Below are 18,441 nucleotides of genomic sequence, written 5' to 3'. Positions count from 1 at the left end.
TTTCGTTGGCGCGGCCGAAGCCGCCCGTGACCGTAGGAGCGCGCCATGCGCGCGAATCGCGGGCATGGCCGGCTCCTACGCCCTCACGCTCTCCCAGGCCACCTGCGCCAGCAGGTCGCGGCAATCCACCAGCTCCACCCGCGTGCGCCCGGCCAGCCAGTTGCGCACGTAGTCGTGGGTCGGCCCGATCACCACCGAATTGAACAGCTCCACCGGCAACTGGCGGAACGCCCCAGCCTCGCGATGCACCGCGAGCAGCGCGGCGATGCGCCGGCCCTGCTGGCGGTTGGCCTCGCGCAGCTGATCGCCCATCTCCCCCGCCTCGACCCGGCCCCGGTTGTGCAGGATGAAGCGCGCCCAGTCAGGGTGCGCAGCCACCCAGTCGATGTAGCTGGTGACGAACAGCTTCACCGTGGCCTCGGCACTCATCCCCTCCTCCAGCCCGGCGTCGAGCAGCGCCGCGTACTGGCCGAGGCCCTCCAGGTAGAGCGCGCCGATGATCCGCTCGCGGTTGCCGAAGTGGTGGTAGAGGCTGCCGATGCTGGCCCCCGAACGGTCGCGGATCATCTCGATGGTGGTGGCGTCCACCCCGGACTCGCTGAAGCAGGCCAGCGCGGCCTGGAGGATGTCGTCTTTGCGGGAAGCTCGTGCCATGGGGTTCCTTGCGCAGAGCGCATCTGGAATGTGTGCGGAGCGCATCTTGAAGGTGCGCGGAGCGCTTCTAGAATATTTTTCTAGAATTAATTTCTAGTCTTCGTATACTGCCCTGGCGCGCATCCTCCTTCAATCCGAATCCACGGAGTCGTCATGAGTCAGATGATGCAGATGTACCGCCAGGCCGGCCCCGCGCAGTTCAGCGCTATGATCGGCCAGGTCGCCCCCTATTTCGCCAGCATCGCGCCGAGCTTCGTCGAGCTGCGTCCGGGCTACGCCGAGGTGACCTTCGCCAAGCGCCGCGAGGTGCTCAATCATATAGGCACCGTGCACGCCATTGCGCTGTGCAATGCCGCCGAACTGGCCGCCGGGACCATGACCGACGTATCCATCCCCGCCGGGCGCCGCTGGATTCCCCGCGGCATGAGCGTGGAATACCTGGCCAAGGCCGACGGCGACGTGCGCGCGGTGGCCGACGGCAGCGCGGTCGACTGGGACGCCACCGGCGACCTCAAGGTGCCGGTGCTGGCCTACGTCGGCGACAAGCCGGTGTTCCGCGCCGAGATCACCATGTACGTCAGCCAGGGCTGACCCTCCACCGAACGGACCTCGGAGCGAACCGCCATGCTCACACCGCAAGCGCGCGAAATCGACAACGGCCAGGGCCAGCGCCTGGCCAGCCACTGGTACCAGCCGCCGGGCGAGACACGCGGCGCGGCGCTGATCGTGCCGGCCATGGGCGTCGAGCAACGTTTCTACAGCGCCTTCGCCAACTGGCTGGCCGAGCGCGGCTACCTGGTCGTCACCTTCGACTACCAGGGCATGGGCCAGTCGCGCAGCGGCCCGCTGCGCGAGGTCAAAGCCAACGTGGTCGACTGGGGCCGCCACGACTGCAGCGCCATGCTCGCCGCCGTCGCCGAAGCCTGCGGCGACAAGCCGCTGTACTGGATCGGCCATAGCCTGGGTGGGCAGATCCTGCCCTTCGTCGCCGGCCGCGCGCGCATCACCCGCGCCTTCAGCATCGCCAGCGGCAGCGGCTACTGGCGCGACAACAGCGCCGGCCTGCGCGGCCGCGCCTGGCTGCTCTGGCACCTCATCGCGCCGGTGGTGACGCCGCTGGCGGGCTACTTCCCCGGGCGCCGCCTGGGCATCGTCGGCGACCTGCCGCGCGGGGTGATCGAACAGTGGCGGCGCTGGTGCCTGCACCCGCAGTACGCACTGGGCGAAGGCGAGCAGATGCGCATCCGCTACTCGGCGGTGCACACGCCCATCGTTTCGCTGTCGTTCACCGATGACGAGATGATGTCCCAGCGCAGCACCGAGGCGCTGCTGGGCTTCTACCAGAGCGCGCCCAAGGTCAGCCGGCGGATCGCCCCGGAGCAGCTGGGGGTGAAGCGCATCGGCCACTTCGGCTTCTTCCGGCCGCAGTTCGCCGAATCGCTGTGGGAGGGCTACCTGCTGCCGGAGCTGGGCTGAACGCCCGGTCCCGGCATAGTGCAGCTCGCTTGAAGCAGGAATGCCGTTTCTCACAACGGACATTCCAGTGCGCTCTACGGTCAATCTGGAACACCGTAGGGCGCATAACGCCCAAGGCGTTATCCGCCATCGTTCACGGGCTCCGGTGCATCGGTCAACGGCGGATAACCGCGAACGGTTATCCGCCCTACGTTCTGCAGGAGCTGGACTTCAGTCGAGGTTGACCAGCAGCCGGCCGACCAGCTTGCCGGCGAGGATCTGGTGGATGGCGGTGGGCAGGTCGTCCAGGCGAATCTCGCGCACCAGCTCCTCCAGGCGCGGCAGCTTCCACTGCAGCGAGAGCTTGTCCCACATCGACGCCTTGACCACCAGCGGCAGCTCCACCGAGTCCACGCCCAGCAGGTTGACCCCGCGCAGGATGAACGGCAGCACCGTGGCCTTGAACGCGGCGCCGGCGGTCAGCCCGCAGCAGGCCACGCTACCGCCGTACTGCAGCGACTTGACCACGTTGAACAGGATGTCACCGCCGACCGTGTCCACCGCGCCGGCCCACTGCTCCTTGAGCAGCGGCTTGTCGACGCCGTCGGCGACGGTGGCGCGGTCGATGATCTGCCGCGCGCCCAGGCCGTTGAGGAACTCGGCCTGCTCCAGCTTGCCGGTGGAGGCCGCCACGCTGTAGCCCAACTGCGCCAGCAACAGCACCGCGATGCTGCCCACGCCACCGCTGGCGCCGGTGACCAGCACCGGGCCGGAGGCCGGGGTCAGGCCGGCCTGCTCCAGCTTGTCGATGCACAGCGCGGCGGTCAGGCCGGCGGTGCCGAGGATCATCGCCTCGCGCAGGCTCAGGCCCTGCGGGCGCTTGATCACCCAGGCCGCCGGCACGCGGATGTACTGGCCGAAGCCGCCGCAGGTGTTCATGCCCAGGTCGTAGCCGGTGAGGATCACCTCGTCGCCGGCGGCGAACTCGGGTACCGAGGACTCCTCCACCACGCCCGCCGCGTCGATGCCGGGGGTGTGCGGATATTTGCGGGTCACGCCACGGTTGCCGCTGGCCGACAACGCGTCCTTGTAGTTCAGCGACGAATACCGCACCCGGATCAGCACCTCGCCGGCCGGCAACTGGCTGGTGTCGCGCTCGACCACCTGCTGCTCGAATACGCCGTGCGGGGTTTCGGTGACCCAGAGGGCCTTGAATGCACTCATCACGCTCTCCTTAGTTTCAACCCTTGCGCGCGGGCGCCGTGGCGCCCGCCCTGAATTCATTGCCAGTAACGGCTGCGTCCCAGGCGCTCCCACCAGCTCAGCAGCACGCGGTCGATCACCGCGCTGGCACCGACGCCCAGGCGTTCCTGGACGCTCTTCTTCTGCACGTACTGCAGATGATAGAGGTCCGCTTCGCGGGCGCGCTCGGCCAGGTACTCGTCGCTGGTCTTCAGCTCGTCCACCAGCTTGCGCCCCAGCGCCGCCTGGCCCAGCCAGACCTCGCCGGTGGCGATCTCGTCGATGGCCAGCTTCGGCCGGTAGTGGGCGACGAAGCCCTTGAACAGCTCGTGGGTGGACTCCAGGTCCTCCTGGAACTTTTCGCGGCCCTTCTCGGTGTTCTCGCCGAACACGGTCAGGGTGCGCTTGAACTCACCGGCGGTGAGCACCTCGAAATCGATGTCGTGCTTCTTCAGCAGGCGATGCACGTTGGGCAGCTGCGCCACCACGCCGATGGAACCGAGGATGGCGAAGGGCGCGGAGAGAATGCGCTCGCCGATGCAGGCCATCATGTAGCCGCCGCTGGCGGCGACCTTGTCGACGCACACCGTCAGCGGCACCCCGGCCTGGCGGATGCGCGCCAGCTGCGAGGCGGCCAGGCCGTAGCTGTGGACCATGCCGCCGCCGCTTTCCAGGCGCAGCACCACTTCGTCCTTCGGCGTGGCCAGGCTGAGCAGCGCGGTGATCTCGTTGCGCAGGTGCTCGGTGGCGGAGGCCTTGATGTCGCCGTCGAAGTCGAGGACGTAGACGCGGTTCTTCTGGCCGCCGGCCTTCTTCGCCTGCTTGGCGGCCTTCTGCTCGGACTTGCGCAGGGCCTTGAGCTTGTCCTTGTCCAGCACGCTGCCCTGCAGGCGCTCGCGCAGGTCCTTGTAGAAGTCGTTGAGCTTGCGCACTTCCAGGTGCCCGCCGGCGCGCCGGCCACGGCCGCGCAGGGCGGCTACCACCACCAGCACGACCAGCACCGCCACCAGCACGGTGAAGGTCCTGGCCAGAAAACCCGCGTAGTCCAGAAGAAACTCCACACATCCCCCTCATCAACCTTGCCCCGCCCGCCGACCGGGCCGGGGAATCCCGCAAGCATACCCAGCCCGCCGGGCCGCAGCCAGCGCCGGAGAGCGCCTTCATCACGCCCGGGAATGCCATTCAAACAAGCGTATGTTTTTTCGTTGACAGTCCGGGGCCTTCCCCCTACCCTCGCCGAAACCTTCACCCCTGCCGAGGTTCGTGCGTGGGCAGCATCTATCTGATTCGACATGGCCAGGCTTCGTTCGGTGCCGACGACTACGACGTGCTCTCGCCCACCGGCGTGCGCCAGGCGCAGATCCTCGGCGAACACCTGGCCGGCCTGGGCCTGCGCCTGGACCGCTGCCTCGCCGGCGACCTGCAGCGCCAGCGCCACACCGCCAACGAGGCCCTGGGCCGCATGCGCGAAGCCGGCCTGGATGTGCCGGAGCTGGAGATCGACGCGGCCTTCAACGAGTTCGAGGCCGACGCGGTGATCCGCGCCCACCTCGACGACCTGCTGCAGCACGAACCCCAGGCCCTGCACATCCTGCGCAACGCCGCGCAGCACCGCGGCGAGTTCCAGCGCCTGTTCTCCTACGTGATCGCCCGCTGGGTTTCCGGCGAGCACCACAAGGACGGCCTGGTCAGCTGGCAGGAATTCCTCGACACCGTGCACGACGGCCTGCAGCGCCTGCTGCGCCAGGCCAGCGGCAAGGACAACATCGCCGTGTTCACCTCCGGCGGCACCATCACCGCGGTGCTCCAGCAGATCGTCGGGATGCCGGCGCTCAAGGCCTTCGAGCTGAACTGGCAGATCGTCAACACTTCGCTGAACCGCCTGAAGTTCCGCGGCGACGAAGTGTCCCTGGCTTCCTTCAACAGTCACGTGCATCTGGAACTGTTGAAGGCGCCGGAGCTCATCACCTACCGCTGAGCCCGGCCCATTGCGCCCCACCGGGGCGCGCGAGAAAACCTAGAAAAGGGATAGAACCATGAGCGTTGCTGACATCGTCTCCACCATGAAGAGCAAATTCAACGCTGGCGCCGCCGCCGGCCTGGACCTGGTCTTCCAGTTCAACATCGAAGACGGCGACAACCACTACCTGGTGGTCAAGGACGGCACCTGCGAAGTCGTACAGGGCGACGCGCCGAACCCCAACGTCACCCTGATCATGGACAGCGAGACCCTGAAGGGCATCACCAGCGGCGAAACCGACGGCATGCAGGCCTTCATGGCCGGCAAGCTGCGCGCCGAAGGCGACATGATGCTGGCCATGAAGCTCGGCGAACTGTTCCCGGTCTGATCCCGGAACGCCGCCAGCCCTACGAAAAACCGGAGTCCTGGGCTCCGGTTTTTTTTCGCCCGCGCCGCCCCCGAAGGGGCGAATCAGGCAGCCTGATCGAGGTCCAACACGCTCGCCAATAACGCGCCCCAGCGCTTGTGGGGGCCCCGGACGAGCATTAGATTAGCCAATTATCTCGGGACACCATCATTGCCGCGCATGATGGAGCCTGGATGCCGCTGCCTCGGCAACCACCGACTACAAAAAGGGATAAGCATGTCGCTGACTGACCAGTCCACCCGCATCCGCCAAGGCGAAGAACTCGACGCCGCGGTTATCGATCCCTACCTGAAGGCGCACATTCCCGGCCTGCAGGGCGAGCCGAAGATCAGCCAGTTCCCTGGCGGCGCCTCCAACCTGACCTACCTGCTGGAATACCCCAGCCACGAGCTGGTGCTGCGTCGCCCGCCGTTCGGCCACAAGGCCAAGTCGGCCCACGACATGGGGCGCGAGTACCGCATCCTCAACCAGCTCAACGCCGGCTTCCCGTACTGCCCGAAAGCCTACGTGCACTGCACCGACGAGTCGGTGATCGGCGCCGAGTTCTACGTGATGGAGCGGGTCAACGGCATCATCCTGCGCGCCGACCTGCCGCCGGAGCTCACGCTCGACGAGCAGCAGGCCAACCAGCTGTGCAAGAACTTCGTCGACCGCATGGTCGAGCTGCACAACGTCGACTACAACGCCTGCGGCCTCGGCGACCTCGGCCGCCCCGAAGGCTACGTGCAGCGCCAGATCGCCGGCTGGAGCGACCGCTACGAGAAGGCCATCACTCCCGACGCGCCGAGCTGGGAAGCGGTCAAGACCTGGCTGCGCGACAAGATGCCGGCCGACCACCACAAGCCGGGCATCGTCCACAACGACTACCGCTTCGACAACGTCATCCTCGACCCCAAGGACCCGATGCGCATCATCGGCGTGCTGGACTGGGAGCTGACCACCATCGGCGACCCGCTGATGGACCTGGGCAACACCCTCGCCTACTGGATCGAAGCCGGCGACCCGGCCCCGGTGCAACTCATGCGCCGCCAGCCGAGCCACCTGCCGGGCATGCTGAGCCGCCAGCAGTTCGCCGACTACTACGCCGAGCGCGCCGGCCTGCCGCCGATCGACAACCTCGATTTCTACTACACCTACGGCCTGTTCCGCCTGGCCGGCATCGTGCAGCAGATCTACTACCGCTTCTTCCACGGTCAGACCCAGGACAAACGCTTCGCCCAGTTCATTCACATGAACAAGCTGCTGGAGCAGATGAGCCTGCAGGTCATCGCCAAGTCCCGCCTGTAACGACGATCACAACAAGGGGAACCCCATGTCCAAGACCAACCTGTTCGACCTCGACGGCAAGATCGCCTTCGTCTCCGGCGCCAGCCGCGGTATCGGCGAAGCCATCGCCAAGCTGCTGGCCCAGCAGGGCGCCCACGTGATCGTCTCGAGCCGCAAGATCGAAGGCTGCCAGGCCGTCGCCGACGCGATCATCGCCGAGGGTGGCAAAGCCACCGCCATCGCCTGCCACATCGGCGAGATGGAGCAGATCCAGAGCGTCTTCGCGCAGATCCGCGAGCAGTTCGGCCGCCTGGACATCCTGGTCAACAACGCCGCCACCAACCCGCAGTTCTGCAACGTGCTGGACACCGACCTGTCGGCCTTCCAGAAGACCGTCGACGTGAACATCCGCGGCTACTACTTCATGTCCATCGAAGGCGGCAAGCTGATGAAGCAGAACGGCGGCGGCAGCATCATCAACGTCGCCTCGATCAACGGCGTGAGCCCCGGCGAGTTCCAGGGCATCTACTCGGTGACCAAGGCCGCGGTGATCAGCATGACCAAGGTCTTCGCCAAGGAATGCGCGCAGTTCGGCATCCGCTGCAACGCCCTGCTGCCGGGCCTGACCGACACCAAGTTCGCCTCGGCGCTGGTGAAGAACGACGCCATCCTCAACACCGCCCTGCAGCGCATCCCGCTCAAGCGCGTGGCCGACCCGAGCGAGATGGCCGGCACCGTGCTGTACCTCGCCAGCGACGCGTCCAGCTACACCACTGGCGTAGCGCTGAACGTGGACGGCGGCTTCCTCGCCTGATCGCGACGCCGCAATGAAAAAGGGAGCCTTCGGGCTCCCTTTTTCATTGGGCATCCGATTGATGCCCGCCTTTGTGTAGGAGCGAGGCCGCAGGTTAGCTGTGCCCCTTCCCCGTCACTCCCGCGAACGCGGGAGCCCAGTGTCTTTCTGGCTCCGGCTAGCGCCAATCGCGCAGCGCCTGCTGCGCCGCGGCGTTCACCGCCTCGGCCTCGAGGCCGGCGGGACCGTAGCGCACGGCGTACACCGCCTGGTCGGCCATCGGCAGGAAGGTCACCCGCGCCGCCAGCGGGCGGAAGGTCAGCAGGTCGTGGGGGCCGTCGCGCAGCCAGCGCCAGAGGTCGAAGCCGAACGCGTCGCCGGCCAGCGCCTGCTTGCTCGCCTGGTCCCGCTGCTCGACCGCCAGGTAGCGGCCGCCGAGGCTCTGCAGGCGATAGCCGGGGTCCAGCCCGATCAGCGCCGCCAGGCCGCGCCACTGCATGACGCGCACATCCAGCTGCCAGAGGTCGCCGCCCAGCTCGACGCGGCGCTCGAGGTTGCCCTCGAGGATCTTCACCTCGTAGCGCTGGGGCGCCAGCCGATGGAAGCTCAGGGTCGCCAGCGGCCGCTCGGCGGGCAACGCGTCGTAACTGCGCAGGTCCCAGGCGGCCAGGGCCACCAGGGCGGCGAAGGCGACCACGGCCAGGCCGGCGCAGCCGCGCAGCCAGCCGAGGAACCAGTGGCGGTCGAAGAGGATGCGCGCGGCGACCAGCAGCGCCAACAGGGCGACCAGGGCGAACGTCCAGGCCAGGCCGTCGTACTGCATTGAATCAGTTCCTTGCGGGTAGAATTGCGGCATTATGCGCAGCCGTCGACGCGACGGCCAGCCGTGACGTCGCCGCCTTGAACCCAGGTCCCAGTTTCCATGCCCTTCTCCATGCCCCTTGAGCTCGCGGTCGACCCGTTGACCCTGCTGATCCTCGCCGTGGTCGCCTTCCTGGCCGGCTTCATCGACGCCATCGCCGGCGGCGGCGGCCTGCTGACCATCCCCGCCCTGCTCACCGCCGGCGTACCGCCACACCTGGCGCTGGGCACCAACAAGCTCAGCTCGACCTTCGGCTCGGCCACCGCCAGCTTCACCTTCTACCGGCGCAAGCTGTTCCACCCGGCGAAGTGGCGCAACGCCCTGGTCGCCACCGCCATAGGCGCCGCCGTCGGCGCCTGGGCCGCGCACCTGCTGCCGGCGGAGTGGTTGAACCGCATGCTGCCGGTGGTGGTGTTTTCCTGCGGGATCTACATGCTGTTCGGCGGCACGCCCAAGGCGCCGCTGGACGCCGACGCGCCGGTCGGGCGCAAGCGCCAGTGGCCGCAAGGCCTGGGCCTGGGTTTCTACGACGGCGTGGCCGGCCCTGGCACCGGCGCCTTCTGGACCGTCAGCAGCCTGCTGATGTACCCGCTGGACCTGGTGCGCGCCAGCGGCGTGGCGCGGACCATGAACTTCGTCAGCAACATAGTGGCGCTGGCGGTGTTCATCGCCTCCGGCCAGGTGGTCTGGCTGCTCGGGCTGTGCATGGGCAGTTCACTGATGGTCGGCGCCTACCTGGGCGCGCGCACCGCCATTGGCGGCGGGGCGAAATTCATTCGCCCGGTGTTCATCCTGGTGGTGCTCGCGCTGACCGCGCGCCTGGCCTGGCAGCACTGGTTCAGCGCGGTCTGAGGCGGGAAGGCCCCGCCGGGGGTCAGACGCCGCCGCCCGGCAGGATCGGCTCGGGGCGCCCGGTACGGCGCGCCAGCCAGGTGTCGATCAGGTAGCGGGCGATGGAGCGCCCGGCCGGCAGGCGCGGCAGCGATTCGAAGTGGAACCACTGGGCGTCCTCGATCTCGTCCGGCTGCGGGACGATCTCGCCGCTGACGTACTCGGCGTGGAAGCCGAGCATCAGTGAATGCGGGAACGGCCAGTTCTGGCTGCCCAGATAGCGGATATTGCCGATCTCCAGCCCGACTTCCTCGCGCACCTCGCGGGCCACGCAATGCTCCACCGACTCGCCCGGCTCGACGAAGCCGGCCAGGGTGCTGTACATGCCCGGCACGAAGCGCGGCGAGCGCGCCAGCAGCAACTCGTCGCCACGGGTCACCAGCACGATCATGCTCGGCGAGAGCAACGGGTAGCGCTGGATTTCGCAGGCGTCGCAGCGCACCGCGCGCTCGCCCGGCACCAGCCGGGTGGGCTGGCCGCAGCCGCCGCAGAAGCGGTGTTCGTGGGCCCAGGTGCCGACCTGGCTGGCGAAGCCGAGCATGGCGAACTGGTCGTCCTCGGCCTCCAGCATGGCGTGGCGCAGGCCGACCCAATGGCAGCCGTCCAGCGGCGCCGGGGCGTCCAGCTCCAGCAGGTAGACGGCGTCACCGTCGAAATGACCGATGCCCTGTTCGGCGATCACCGGCAGGTCCTGGCGCTTCAGCCAGTCGCGGGGGAACAGCAGGCCGTTGGCGTCGCCAAGGAACTGCTGGCGGTAGTGGGCCAAGGCCCAGCCACCCTTCTCCGCCGGATCGCCCCAGGCCGACTGCCAACGTCCGGTACGCATCAGGCGGCCACTTCCAGGCCGAGGGCGCGGACGCTCTCGCTGGCGACATCCAGCACATCGGGCTGGCCTTCGGGACGCAGCACGGCGCCTCCCTCCAGGTAGTATTCAAGGCCGGTCAGGGCATCGGCCAGGGTTTCCAGCATCTGCTCGGACGGCATCTGCGTGGTCTCGATCATCTGCCGCTGGATGTAGTCGGCGCAAGCCCCGACCAGCCCGGCGGCACGTTCCTGGCCGAGGAACCAGAGCCCGCCGCGCACCGCCTGCAGGCTGCCGGGGACGTTGGCCAGGTGCAGCTTGTCGCCGTTGGATTCCAGGTAAGCGGTGATCGCCCGCTTGGCCAGCGCCAGGCCACCCTGGGCCTCGTCGATGACCACGATGCGCGCTTCGGCCAGCTGGTGCACGGCGAAGGAATCGGCGGCCGGCTCGCCATCGTCGGTGTTGGCCGCGCGGCTCAGGCGCTCGCCGCGCTCCAGGCTGCCGACCTGGCTTTCCACGTACAGCAGCGCGTCGGCCAGGGCGTTCAGCGACGCCGGGGATTCCACCGCGCCACGGGCGACCCAGCCGCCCACGGCGGTGACCTGGGTCTGCAGGGCGATGGCGGCGGTATTCAGGCCGACCATGCCGAGGGTCTTGCCGAGCCGGCCGAGGTGGCCGTGGAGGATGCCCAGGGCGTCGGCCTGGGACACGCCGCGCTCGATCAGGTCGAGCTGGTCCTTGACCGTGGTCAGCTCCTCGCGAATCGCCGTCGACAGCGAGCGCATCACCGCCTGGCCGGGGCCCGACAGGCGCTGCGACTCGTCTTCCAGCAACTGGTCGGTGAACGGCAGCGAGGCCAGGCCGAACACCTCGCGCAGCTCGCTGGCGCGCGGCCCGCGGCTGTCCGCCAGGGCGGTCAGGTAGAGCAGCTCCTTGAGCAGCTGGCGCGGCGCTTCGTAGCCGGGGTTGGCGAGCAGCGGTTTGAGCTCGCGATCCAGGCGGGCGAACAGCTGCTTGCGGGTCTTGCGCGGCAGCATCTGCGCGTCCACCAGCGCTTCCAGGGCGCCAGCGCCGACCCAGCACAGGCGGCTGCGCGGGCTGTAGCCGAGCAGCGCGTCGAGGCGCGCCAGGGCGCGGCCCATCAGTTTCAGGCCGGGGTACAGGTCGCGCTCGCGCATCAGCGCCAGCAGGCCCACCTGGTACATCTGGCGCAGGCGGCGGATTTCGTGGGCCGGGTCGGGCACCACCAGCGCCGCCTGGGTCACCGGCGGGCGCGGCAGGTCCAGGCGCGCGCTGAAGAAGAAGCTCTCCGGCAGCATCGGTTGGCCGGCGGCCAGGCGCACGTCGTTGATCGCCGGCAGCAGCAGCTCGGGGATTTCCTGGCGGTGCGTCTCGAGGTTCTCGAGGTAGCGGCGCAGCACGTAGAGCGCATTGCCCAGCGCGGCCAGTTGGCCATCGCGTTCCTCACCGACGCCGGTGGGGATGTCGGTGGCCAGGTCCAGGGCTTCCTGGGCCAGCAGCTCGGCGCCGGCCAGTTCGATCAGCTTGAGGGTGCCGCGAATCTGCGTCAGGCACTCGACCGCGTGTTGCAGAAGGCTGCCGTTCTGGCGCTCGGCGATGAACTGCTCGAGGTTCTGCTCGGCCTGCTCCATGGTGGCGAACAGCTCGTCGCGCACCAGACTGAGGGAGGTGGCTCCAGTAACCATCGGGCTAGTGCGCCTCCTGCGCGGAGTAAGGGAAAGGCATCAGTCGGCGAACTCCGGCTGCTGCTTGCTCATGTGCGCGGCCATGGCCTTCTGCAGGTCGGCCGATTGCAGCATGGCGGCGTTCCAGGTGGCGATGTACTCCAGGCCGTCCTCGACGCTGTGGTCGCGAGCGTAGCGGATCATCTCCTTGGTGCCGCGAATGGCGATCGGCGACTTGCCGGCGATCTGCCGGGCCAGGTCGAGGACGCCGTCGAGCAGCGCCGCGTTGTCGGCGTAGCTGCGGTTGACCAGGCCGATGCGCACCGCTTCGGCGGCGTCGACCATGCGCCCGGTGTAGGCCAGCTCGCGCATGATGCCGTCGCCGATCAGCCGCGGCAGGCGCTGCAGGGTGCCGACGTCGGCGGCCATGCCCATGTCGATTTCCTTGATGGAGAACTGCGCGTCTTCGCTGCAGTAGCGCATGTCGCAGGCCGAGATCAGGTCGATGGCGCCGCCCAGGCAGTAGCCCTGCACGGCGGCGATCACCGGCTTGCTGCAGGCGTCGATGGCGTTGAACGAGGCCTGCAGTTCGAGAATCTTGCGGCGCAGCGCGCGGGCGTTGCGGCCGACGTCCTTGCCCAGCTGGCTGCCGGCCTGGGCCAGCAGCATCAGGTCGATGCCAGCGGAGAAGTGCTTGCCGGCGCCGGAAATCACCACCACGCGGACTTCGTCGTTGTCATCGGCCCACTGGAAGATTTCGACGATTTCGCGCCAGAAGTCCGCGTTCATCGCGTTGACTTTTTCCGGGCGGTTGATGATGACGTGGGCGACTTTATCGGCCAGTTCGACGCGGAATGCTTTGTACTCGGTCACGGAGGAAATCCTCGGAAATGCCCTGCTCTGCCGGGCGCGGCAGTTCTTATAGTGATGACGCGCCACTATAACAAGGCAGGAACAAAAGTCGATGTCGGTCACTGTGACGCACGGCACGCTCCCACCGTGCGCGACGGCCTAGTCGATCTGCGCGACCTTCAGACCCTGCTGACGGTTGCGCCACTGGCGCCAGGTGTACATCGGGATGCCCGCCATGAACACCAGGAAGCCCCAGAATATCGCCTGTTCTCCGGTGCCGTAGAGCGCCCACAGCGAGTAGAGGAAGCCCAGCGCGCCGACCGCCAGCAACTGCGGCCGCGAGCGTGGCGAGAACTCCTCGGTGCGCACCGCCAGCAGCTGCAGCAGGGCCGCGGTGCAGAAGGCGTAGGGCACCACGCCGGTCATGGTGCCGAGCAGGATGATGACGTTGAACACCTCCACCAGGTCGCCCTGCCCGTCCACCAGCACCAGCGCCGTCACCAGCAGGCCCGAGGCCCACAGGCCATTGGCCGGCGCGCCATGCTTGTTGAGCTTGCCGAGGGACTCCGGGAACAGCCCGTCGCGCGCCGGCGCCACCGGGATCTGCCCCTGCAGCAGGACCCAGCCGTTGAGCGCGCCCAGGCAGGCGACCACCGCGCCGCCGGCCACCAGGTAGTAGCCCCACTCGCCGAGCAGGATGCGCGCGGCGTCGGCGAACGGCGAGGTCGACTTGGCCAGCACTTCCGGCGGCATCAGGCCCTGCACCGAGGTGATCGAAAGGATGTACACCGCCGCCGCCGTGAGGGTGCCGAACAGCGTGGCGCGCGGGATGGTGCGCTTGGGATCGCGCACGTCGTCGGCCGGCACCGTCGCCGACTCCAGGCCGATGAACGACCACAGGGTCAGCGCCGCGGTGGTGGCGATGGCCTGGGCGTAGCCCATGTTGGGCAGTTGCTCGCGGGCGGGAATGGCCAGGTATTCAGGGTTGAAATGCAGCCAGCCGAGGAAGCCCACCAACAGCAGCGGGATCAGCTTGAGCGCGGTGAGCAGGTTCTGCACCAGGGCGAAGGCGGCGATGCCGCGCAGGTTGATCAGGGTGCACAGCCAGATGCAGCCGATGGCGGTGGCGACCATCAGTATCGGGTCGGCCAGCGCCGGGATGAACACCCGCAGGTAGCCCACCAGAGTCACGGCGATGGCGGCGTTGCCGATCCACGCGGCTTTCCAGTAGGTCCAGGCGCACAGGTAGCCGGCGAAACTGCCGAAGCCGTCGCGGGTGTAGGCGTAGGGGCCGCCGGCGCCGGGGTTGAGCCGCGCCAGGCGGGCGAAGGTGAAGGCCAACAGCACCGCGCCGGTGCTCGACACCGCCCAGCCGAGCAGGCTCAGGCCACCGAAGGCGGCGAGGCTGGAGGGCAGCAGGAAGACCCCCGAGCCGACCATGTTGCCCACCACCAGGGCGGTACAGCTCCAGAACCCCATGCTGCCCTTCTTGGCAGCCACTCCCCCGCTCATTCTCACTCCTTAGGTCGCGTCTGCGCGTGGCTGACGGACTCAGCTGTCGGCATTTTCCACGATGCACTCCACTGTATAGCAGCGCCGGCCCTCCACGTCCTGCACCTGCAACCCGTGGACATCCGAATCGAAGCCGGGGAAGTCGCGTTCGAAGGTCTGCGCGAAGCCCAGGTAGTCGAGGATCGAACGGGTCGCCTCGGTGAAGCGCTCGCCCGGCATGATCAGCGGGATGCCCGGTGGGTAAGGCACCAGCATGACCGCGGCGACGCGCCCTTGCAGGTGCTCGATGGGCACCGCCTCGACCTCGCCGCGCACCAGTTGCGCGTAGGCGTCGGCCGGGCGCAGCGCCAGTTCCGGCAGGGTGGTGTACATGCGCCGCATGGCCTTTGCGGTGGCGTGCTGGCGGTAGCAGCCGTGCAACTGGTCGCAGAGGTCGCGCAGGCCCATGCCGGCGTAACGCGCCGGGCCGGCCTGGAGCACGCTGGGCAGCGCCTCGGCCAGGGGCGCGTTGCTGTCGTAGCTGCGCTTGAACTCCAGCAGCTCGGTGACCAGGGTGCTCCACTTGCCCTTGGTCACACCCATCGAGAACAGCACCAGGAACGAGTAGAGGCCGGTCTTCTCCACCACCAGCCCGCGCTCCCAGAGGAAGCGGCTGACCACCGCCGCCGGGATGCCATGCTCTTCGAGGCGCCCGGCGGCGTTCAGCCCCGGGGTGGCCAGGGTGACCTTGATCGGGTCGAGCAGCACGTAGTCGTCTTCCACCTCGCCGAAGCCGTGCCACTCGGCGTTCGGCGCCAGCAGCCAGTCGCGGGTGCGCACCTCGTCGGTGCCCTCCACGCCCGGCGGCTGCCACACGCAGAACCACCAGTCGCCGGCCACCAGGTTCTGCTGCACGTTGGCCAGGGCGCGGCGGAAGCTCAGGGCCTCGTCGAAGGTTTCCTGGATCAGCGAACGCCCGGCCGGGCCCTCCATCATCGCCGAGGCCACATCCAGCGAGGCGATGATGCCGTACTGCGGCGACGTGGAGATGTGCATCATGAAGGCTTCGTTGAAGCGCGCGCGGTCCAGGCGCCGCTTGCCGCCGTCCTGCACGTGGATCATCGAGGCCTGGCTGAAGGCCGCCAGCATCTTGTGCGTGGAATGCGTGGTGAACACCAGCGGGCCGTCCTCGCCACGGCTGGTGGCCATGCCGTAGCGGCGGTCGTAGAACTCGTGGAAGGCTGCGTAGGCGTACCAGGCCTCGTCGAAGTGCAGCACCTCGACGCTGCCGTCGAGGGCCTGCTTGATCAGCTCGGCGTTGTAGCACAGGCCGTCGTAGGTGGAGTTGGTCACCACCGCCAGCCGCACCTTCGGCGCGCGGCCCCGGGCCAGCGGGTTGGCGGCGATCTTCGCGGCGATCGACTCGCGGCTGAACTCGCTCAGCGGGATCGGCCCGATGATGCCCAGCTCGTTGCGTTCCGGGCACAGGTAGAGCGGGATGGCGCCGGTCATGATGATCGCGTGCAGCACCGACTTGTGGCAGTTGCGGTCGACCAGCACCAGGTCGTCGCGGCAGACCATCGAGTGCCAGACGATCTTGTTCGCCGTCGAGGTGCCGTTGATCACGAAGAACGTATGGTCCGCACCGAAGTTGCGCGCCGCGCGCGCCTCGGCCTCGGCCAGCGGCCCGGTGTGGTCGAGCAGCGAGCCCAGTTCGGGCACCGAGACCGACAGGTCCGAGCGCAGCGTGTTCTCCCCGAAGAACTGGTGGAAGGCCTGCCCCACCGGGCTCTTGCGGTAGGCCACGCCACCGCCGTGGCCGGGCGTGTGCCAGGAATAGTTGGACTGTGCGGTGTGCTCCACCAGGGCGCGGAAGAACGGTGGCAGCAGGCCCTCCAGGTACTTCCGCGCGGCGCGCGAGACCTGGCGGGCGAGGAACGGCACGGTGTCCTCGAACAGGTAGAGCAGACCGCGCAGTTGGTGCAGGTCGCCCATGGACTCGGCCGGCGCGTTCTCGATGGTCATCTGTTCGCCGAGGGCGAAGATCGGCAGCTGCGGCGCGCGCACCCGCGCCACGCGGATCAGCTCGACCACGTCCTGGAGTAGACGCTGGTTATCCCCAGCCCCCTCGGCGGCGACCAGGATGCAGGCCAGCCCGTGGTGGGTCGAGGCGACGATGCGGCCTTCGGTGGAGCTGGCGGTGGAGAGGATGCTGAAGCCGTCCTGCTCGAGCTCCCGGGCGATACCACGGACGCGGTCGCCGGCGACGGTGTCGGCCTTGATGTCGCGGTGGACGATGAGGATGGGGAATTTCAGGTCTTTGTACATTGTGAGCCCCGAATGCTGACGGAGGCTTTCCGTCGATCCCATCCAGAGTATGGACTCACAATTCGTGGGGGAATATGCCCGGCTGCAAGCTGTACGAAAAGGTCGCACGGCTGACAGGACGGGAGTTTCCAGCCCCAATATGTAGGAGCGCGCCATGCACGCGATCGCGGGCATGGCCCGCTCCTACGGGGAATACCTGCGCGCGATGGCGGGCGATTCCCGCCGTCAGTCCCGTAGGGCGCATAACCGTTCGCGGTTATCCGCCGATGAGCCTGGCGCGGAGACCGACGGCGGATAACGCCTGGGGCGTTATGCGCCCTACGACAGTCATTCCCACTCCATTCCCATTTAGGAGCGAGCTTGCTCGCGAATGGCGTTTCCCGGCGGCGTCGGCGTATCGGGTTAACGCCATGCTCGCGATGGCGGGCGATGCCCGCCAACAGGCTTATTCCTGGGTAGCGGGGGCTTCCAGCTGCGCCCACAGCGACGGGCCGCCGGCGGATTTCTCCACCGCGGCGAGGCGCGCGACGTGGGCCGCCAGCTCTTCGTCGCTGGCGCGGATCACCCGGGTCAGCCCGCGCCCAGCCGCCAGGCGGCGGATGGCGCTGGCCTGGACGCGGCCGCTGCCGTCGCCATCGGCGCCCTGGCCGGCCAGCGACAGGCTGGTCTGGCCACCGGTCATCGCCAGGTAGACGTCGGCGAGAATCTCGGCGTCGAGCAGTGCGCCGTGCAGGTCGCGGCCGGAGTTGTCCACGCCGTAGCGCTTGCACAGGGCGTCGAGGTTGTTGCGCTGCCCCGGATGGCGTTCGCGAGCCATCATCAGGGTGTCGAGCACCGAGCAGTAGTCGCCGACCTCGGCGCGCTCGCTCTGCCCAAGCAGGGCGAACTCGTTGTTGATGAAGCCGATGTCGAACGCCGCGTTGTGGATGATCAACTGGGCGCCGCTGATGAACTCGAAGAACTCGTCGGCCACTTCGCGGAAGCGCGGCTTGTCCTTCAGGAAGTCGGCGGTGATGCCGTGGACGGCGATGGCGCCTTCGTCGATCTCGCGATCGGGCTGCAGGTAGACGTGGAAGTGGCGACCGGTCAGGCGCCGGCCCTCCAGCTCGACGCAGCCGATCTCGATGATCCGGTGACCATCGCTGACCGGCATGCCGGTGGTTTCGGTGTCCAGTACGACGCTGCGCATGTTCAGAACCTTGTTGCGGTAACCAGGGGGACGCCCGTGGGCATCCATTTCACTGTTCGGGGTAAGGGTGACTCAGCCGGCGAAGATCAGCGCGACAGCTCGGCGACGCCGCGGTTGGCGAGCATGTCGGCGCGCTCGTTGCCGGGGTGGCCGGTGTGCCCGCGCACCCACTGCCACTCGACATTATGCCGGTTGACCTGCTCGTCCAGCGCCTGCCACAGGTCGGCGTTCTTCACCGGCTGCTTGGCGGCGGTCTTCCAGCCACGCTTCTTCCAGTTCGGCAGCCACTCCTTGATGCCCTTCATCACGTACTCGGAATCGGTGACCAGGCGGATGTCGCAATGCCGCTTGAGCGCCGCCAGGGCCTGGATGGCCGCCATCAGCTCCATGCGGTTGTTGGTGGTCTCCGGGTCGCCGCCCCAGAGCTCGCGTTCGGCGCCCTTGTAGAACAGCACCGCGCCCCAGCCGCCACGGCCGGGATTGCCCTTGCAGGCGCCGTCGGTATAGATGACGACCGTCTCTTCTTCGCTCATATCACCTTCAG

General features: G+C 68.0%; 18 protein-coding genes. 7 read left to right on the top strand and 11 right to left on the bottom strand.

Annotation, left to right across the window (positions count from 1 at the left end):
- Nucleotides 1–75 precede the first annotated feature (75 nt).
- On the bottom strand, nucleotides 76–654 hold the full coding sequence (locus P3W75_RS01130) for a TetR/AcrR family transcriptional regulator (RefSeq protein ID WP_276225526.1): 579 nt from the start codon (nucleotides 652–654) through the stop codon (nucleotides 76–78).
- 153 nt (nucleotides 655–807) lie between these two features.
- Here P3W75_RS01130 and P3W75_RS01125 point away from each other — a divergent pair, with 153 nt between their 5' ends.
- Together P3W75_RS01125 and P3W75_RS01120 are read left to right on the top strand one after the other, a co-directional pair.
- Nucleotides 808–1,245 carry a hotdog fold domain-containing protein gene (locus P3W75_RS01125; protein ID WP_276225525.1) on the top strand — a complete coding sequence of 146 codons (438 nt, stop codon included), beginning with the start codon at nucleotides 808–810 and terminating at the stop codon, nucleotides 1,243–1,245.
- A gap of 33 nt (nucleotides 1,246–1,278) precedes the next feature.
- The gene (locus P3W75_RS01120; protein WP_276225524.1) at nucleotides 1,279–2,130 is read left to right on the top strand and encodes an alpha/beta hydrolase family protein; all 852 of its coding nucleotides are present in this window, start codon (nucleotides 1,279–1,281) and stop codon (nucleotides 2,128–2,130) included.
- Nucleotides 2,131–2,340: 210 nt separating this feature from the next.
- On the opposite strand, the gene P3W75_RS01115 is transcribed toward P3W75_RS01120, so the two are convergent.
- Complete coding sequence (locus tag P3W75_RS01115; RefSeq protein WP_276225523.1) at nucleotides 2,341–3,333, bottom strand: YhdH/YhfP family quinone oxidoreductase; 993 nt, start codon at nucleotides 3,331–3,333, stop codon at nucleotides 2,341–2,343.
- Nucleotides 3,334–3,389: 56 nt separating this feature from the next.
- Nucleotides 3,390–4,412: a protease SohB gene (sohB, locus tag P3W75_RS01110; RefSeq protein WP_276225522.1), complete on the bottom strand. Its 1,023-nt coding sequence runs from the start codon at nucleotides 4,410–4,412 to the stop codon at nucleotides 3,390–3,392.
- Between the two features lie 206 nt (nucleotides 4,413–4,618).
- Between sohB and P3W75_RS01105 the strand changes: the two genes are divergently transcribed.
- From P3W75_RS01105 to P3W75_RS01090, 4 genes are all read left to right on the top strand, one after another.
- A complete protein-coding gene (locus tag P3W75_RS01105; RefSeq protein WP_276225521.1) occupies nucleotides 4,619–5,329 on the top strand; it encodes a histidine phosphatase family protein in 711 nt (236 codons plus the stop codon).
- A gap of 58 nt (nucleotides 5,330–5,387) precedes the next feature.
- A complete protein-coding gene (locus P3W75_RS01100; RefSeq protein WP_009619228.1) occupies nucleotides 5,388–5,699 on the top strand; it encodes an SCP2 sterol-binding domain-containing protein in 312 nt (103 codons plus the stop codon).
- 255 nt (nucleotides 5,700–5,954) lie between these two features.
- Nucleotides 5,955–7,025 (top strand): phosphotransferase family protein, encoded by a 1,071-nt coding sequence (locus tag P3W75_RS01095; RefSeq protein ID WP_276225520.1) that lies wholly within the window; start codon nucleotides 5,955–5,957, stop codon nucleotides 7,023–7,025.
- A 25-nt stretch (nucleotides 7,026–7,050) separates the two neighbouring features.
- A complete protein-coding gene (locus P3W75_RS01090; RefSeq protein WP_276225519.1) occupies nucleotides 7,051–7,818 on the top strand; it encodes an SDR family oxidoreductase in 768 nt (255 codons plus the stop codon).
- A gap of 157 nt (nucleotides 7,819–7,975) precedes the next feature.
- Here the strand turns inward: P3W75_RS01090 and P3W75_RS01085 are convergent, their stop codons facing one another.
- Nucleotides 7,976–8,620: a hypothetical protein gene (locus tag P3W75_RS01085; RefSeq protein WP_276225518.1), complete on the bottom strand. Its 645-nt coding sequence runs from the start codon at nucleotides 8,618–8,620 to the stop codon at nucleotides 7,976–7,978.
- Between the two features lie 111 nt (nucleotides 8,621–8,731).
- Between P3W75_RS01085 and P3W75_RS01080 the strand changes: the two genes are divergently transcribed.
- Complete coding sequence (locus tag P3W75_RS01080; RefSeq protein WP_276225517.1) at nucleotides 8,732–9,511, top strand: TSUP family transporter; 780 nt, start codon at nucleotides 8,732–8,734, stop codon at nucleotides 9,509–9,511.
- Between the two features lie 22 nt (nucleotides 9,512–9,533).
- Here P3W75_RS01080 and nudC read toward each other — a convergent pair whose 3' ends face one another.
- The 7 genes from nudC to rnhA all read right to left on the bottom strand — a co-directional run bounded on the left by nudC (nucleotide 9,534) and on the right by rnhA (nucleotide 18,430).
- Complete coding sequence (gene nudC / locus P3W75_RS01075; protein WP_276225516.1) at nucleotides 9,534–10,376, bottom strand: NAD(+) diphosphatase; 843 nt, start codon at nucleotides 10,374–10,376, stop codon at nucleotides 9,534–9,536.
- Nucleotides 10,376–12,058 (bottom strand): ferrous iron transporter B, encoded by a 1,683-nt coding sequence (locus tag P3W75_RS01070; protein ID WP_276225515.1) that lies wholly within the window; start codon nucleotides 12,056–12,058, stop codon nucleotides 10,376–10,378. Before P3W75_RS01070 ends, nudC begins: the two co-directional genes overlap by 1 nt.
- 39 nt (nucleotides 12,059–12,097) lie before the next feature.
- Entirely contained in the window at nucleotides 12,098–12,910 is an 813-nt protein-coding gene (locus P3W75_RS01065; RefSeq protein WP_276225514.1) for a crotonase/enoyl-CoA hydratase family protein, read from the bottom strand.
- Between the two features lie 138 nt (nucleotides 12,911–13,048).
- A complete protein-coding gene (locus tag P3W75_RS01060; RefSeq protein WP_276225513.1) occupies nucleotides 13,049–14,401 on the bottom strand; it encodes an amino acid permease in 1,353 nt (450 codons plus the stop codon).
- Between the two features lie 39 nt (nucleotides 14,402–14,440).
- On the bottom strand, nucleotides 14,441–16,708 hold the full coding sequence (locus tag P3W75_RS01055; protein WP_276225512.1) for an Orn/Lys/Arg decarboxylase N-terminal domain-containing protein: 2,268 nt from the start codon (nucleotides 16,706–16,708) through the stop codon (nucleotides 14,441–14,443).
- A gap of 445 nt (nucleotides 16,709–17,153) precedes the next feature.
- Nucleotides 17,154–17,897 carry a DNA polymerase III subunit epsilon gene (gene dnaQ / locus P3W75_RS01050; RefSeq protein ID WP_276225511.1) on the bottom strand — a complete coding sequence of 248 codons (744 nt, stop codon included), beginning with the start codon at nucleotides 17,895–17,897 and terminating at the stop codon, nucleotides 17,154–17,156.
- A gap of 86 nt (nucleotides 17,898–17,983) precedes the next feature.
- Entirely contained in the window at nucleotides 17,984–18,430 is a 447-nt protein-coding gene (gene rnhA / locus P3W75_RS01045; RefSeq protein WP_276225510.1) for a ribonuclease HI, read from the bottom strand.
- Nucleotides 18,431–18,441: the final 11 nt, after the last annotated feature.

This window comes from Pseudomonas citronellolis (genome assembly GCF_029335315.1).
In the GTDB taxonomy this organism is placed as follows: Bacteria; Pseudomonadota; Gammaproteobacteria; order Pseudomonadales; family Pseudomonadaceae; genus Pseudomonas; species Pseudomonas citronellolis_A.
Note: the sequence above shows the minus strand (reverse complement) of the source record. Positions and strands in the feature narration are given on the sequence as shown.

What these genes read in the sequence shown, in the direction of transcription:
- P3W75_RS01130 (WP_276225526.1), bottom strand. Translation starts at nt 654, where the DNA reads ATGGCACGAGCTTCCCGCAAAGACGACATCCTCCAGGCCGCGCTGGCC.
- P3W75_RS01125 (WP_276225525.1), top strand. Translation starts at nt 808, where the DNA reads ATGAGTCAGATGATGCAGATGTACCGCCAGGCCGGCCCCGCGCAGTTC.
- P3W75_RS01120 (WP_276225524.1), top strand. Translation starts at nt 1,279, where the DNA reads ATGCTCACACCGCAAGCGCGCGAAATCGACAACGGCCAGGGCCAGCGC.
- P3W75_RS01115 (WP_276225523.1), bottom strand. Translation starts at nt 3,333, where the DNA reads ATGAGTGCATTCAAGGCCCTCTGGGTCACCGAAACCCCGCACGGCGTA.
- P3W75_RS01100 (WP_009619228.1), top strand. Translation starts at nt 5,388, where the DNA reads ATGAGCGTTGCTGACATCGTCTCCACCATGAAGAGCAAATTCAACGCT.
- P3W75_RS01095 (WP_276225520.1), top strand. Translation starts at nt 5,955, where the DNA reads ATGTCGCTGACTGACCAGTCCACCCGCATCCGCCAAGGCGAAGAACTC.
- P3W75_RS01090 (WP_276225519.1), top strand. Translation starts at nt 7,051, where the DNA reads ATGTCCAAGACCAACCTGTTCGACCTCGACGGCAAGATCGCCTTCGTC.
- P3W75_RS01085 (WP_276225518.1), bottom strand. Translation starts at nt 8,620, where the DNA reads ATGCAGTACGACGGCCTGGCCTGGACGTTCGCCCTGGTCGCCCTGTTG.
- P3W75_RS01080 (WP_276225517.1), top strand. Translation starts at nt 8,732, where the DNA reads ATGCCCCTTGAGCTCGCGGTCGACCCGTTGACCCTGCTGATCCTCGCC.
- nudC (WP_276225516.1), bottom strand. Translation starts at nt 10,376, where the DNA reads ATGCGTACCGGACGTTGGCAGTCGGCCTGGGGCGATCCGGCGGAGAAG.
- P3W75_RS01070 (WP_276225515.1), bottom strand. Translation starts at nt 12,058, where the DNA reads ATGGTTACTGGAGCCACCTCCCTCAGTCTGGTGCGCGACGAGCTGTTC.
- P3W75_RS01060 (WP_276225513.1), bottom strand. Translation starts at nt 14,401, where the DNA reads ATGAGCGGGGGAGTGGCTGCCAAGAAGGGCAGCATGGGGTTCTGGAGC.
- P3W75_RS01055 (WP_276225512.1), bottom strand. Translation starts at nt 16,708, where the DNA reads ATGTACAAAGACCTGAAATTCCCCATCCTCATCGTCCACCGCGACATC.
- dnaQ (WP_276225511.1), bottom strand. Translation starts at nt 17,897, where the DNA reads ATGCGCAGCGTCGTACTGGACACCGAAACCACCGGCATGCCGGTCAGC.
- rnhA (WP_276225510.1), bottom strand. Translation starts at nt 18,430, where the DNA reads ATGAGCGAAGAAGAGACGGTCGTCATCTATACCGACGGCGCCTGCAAG.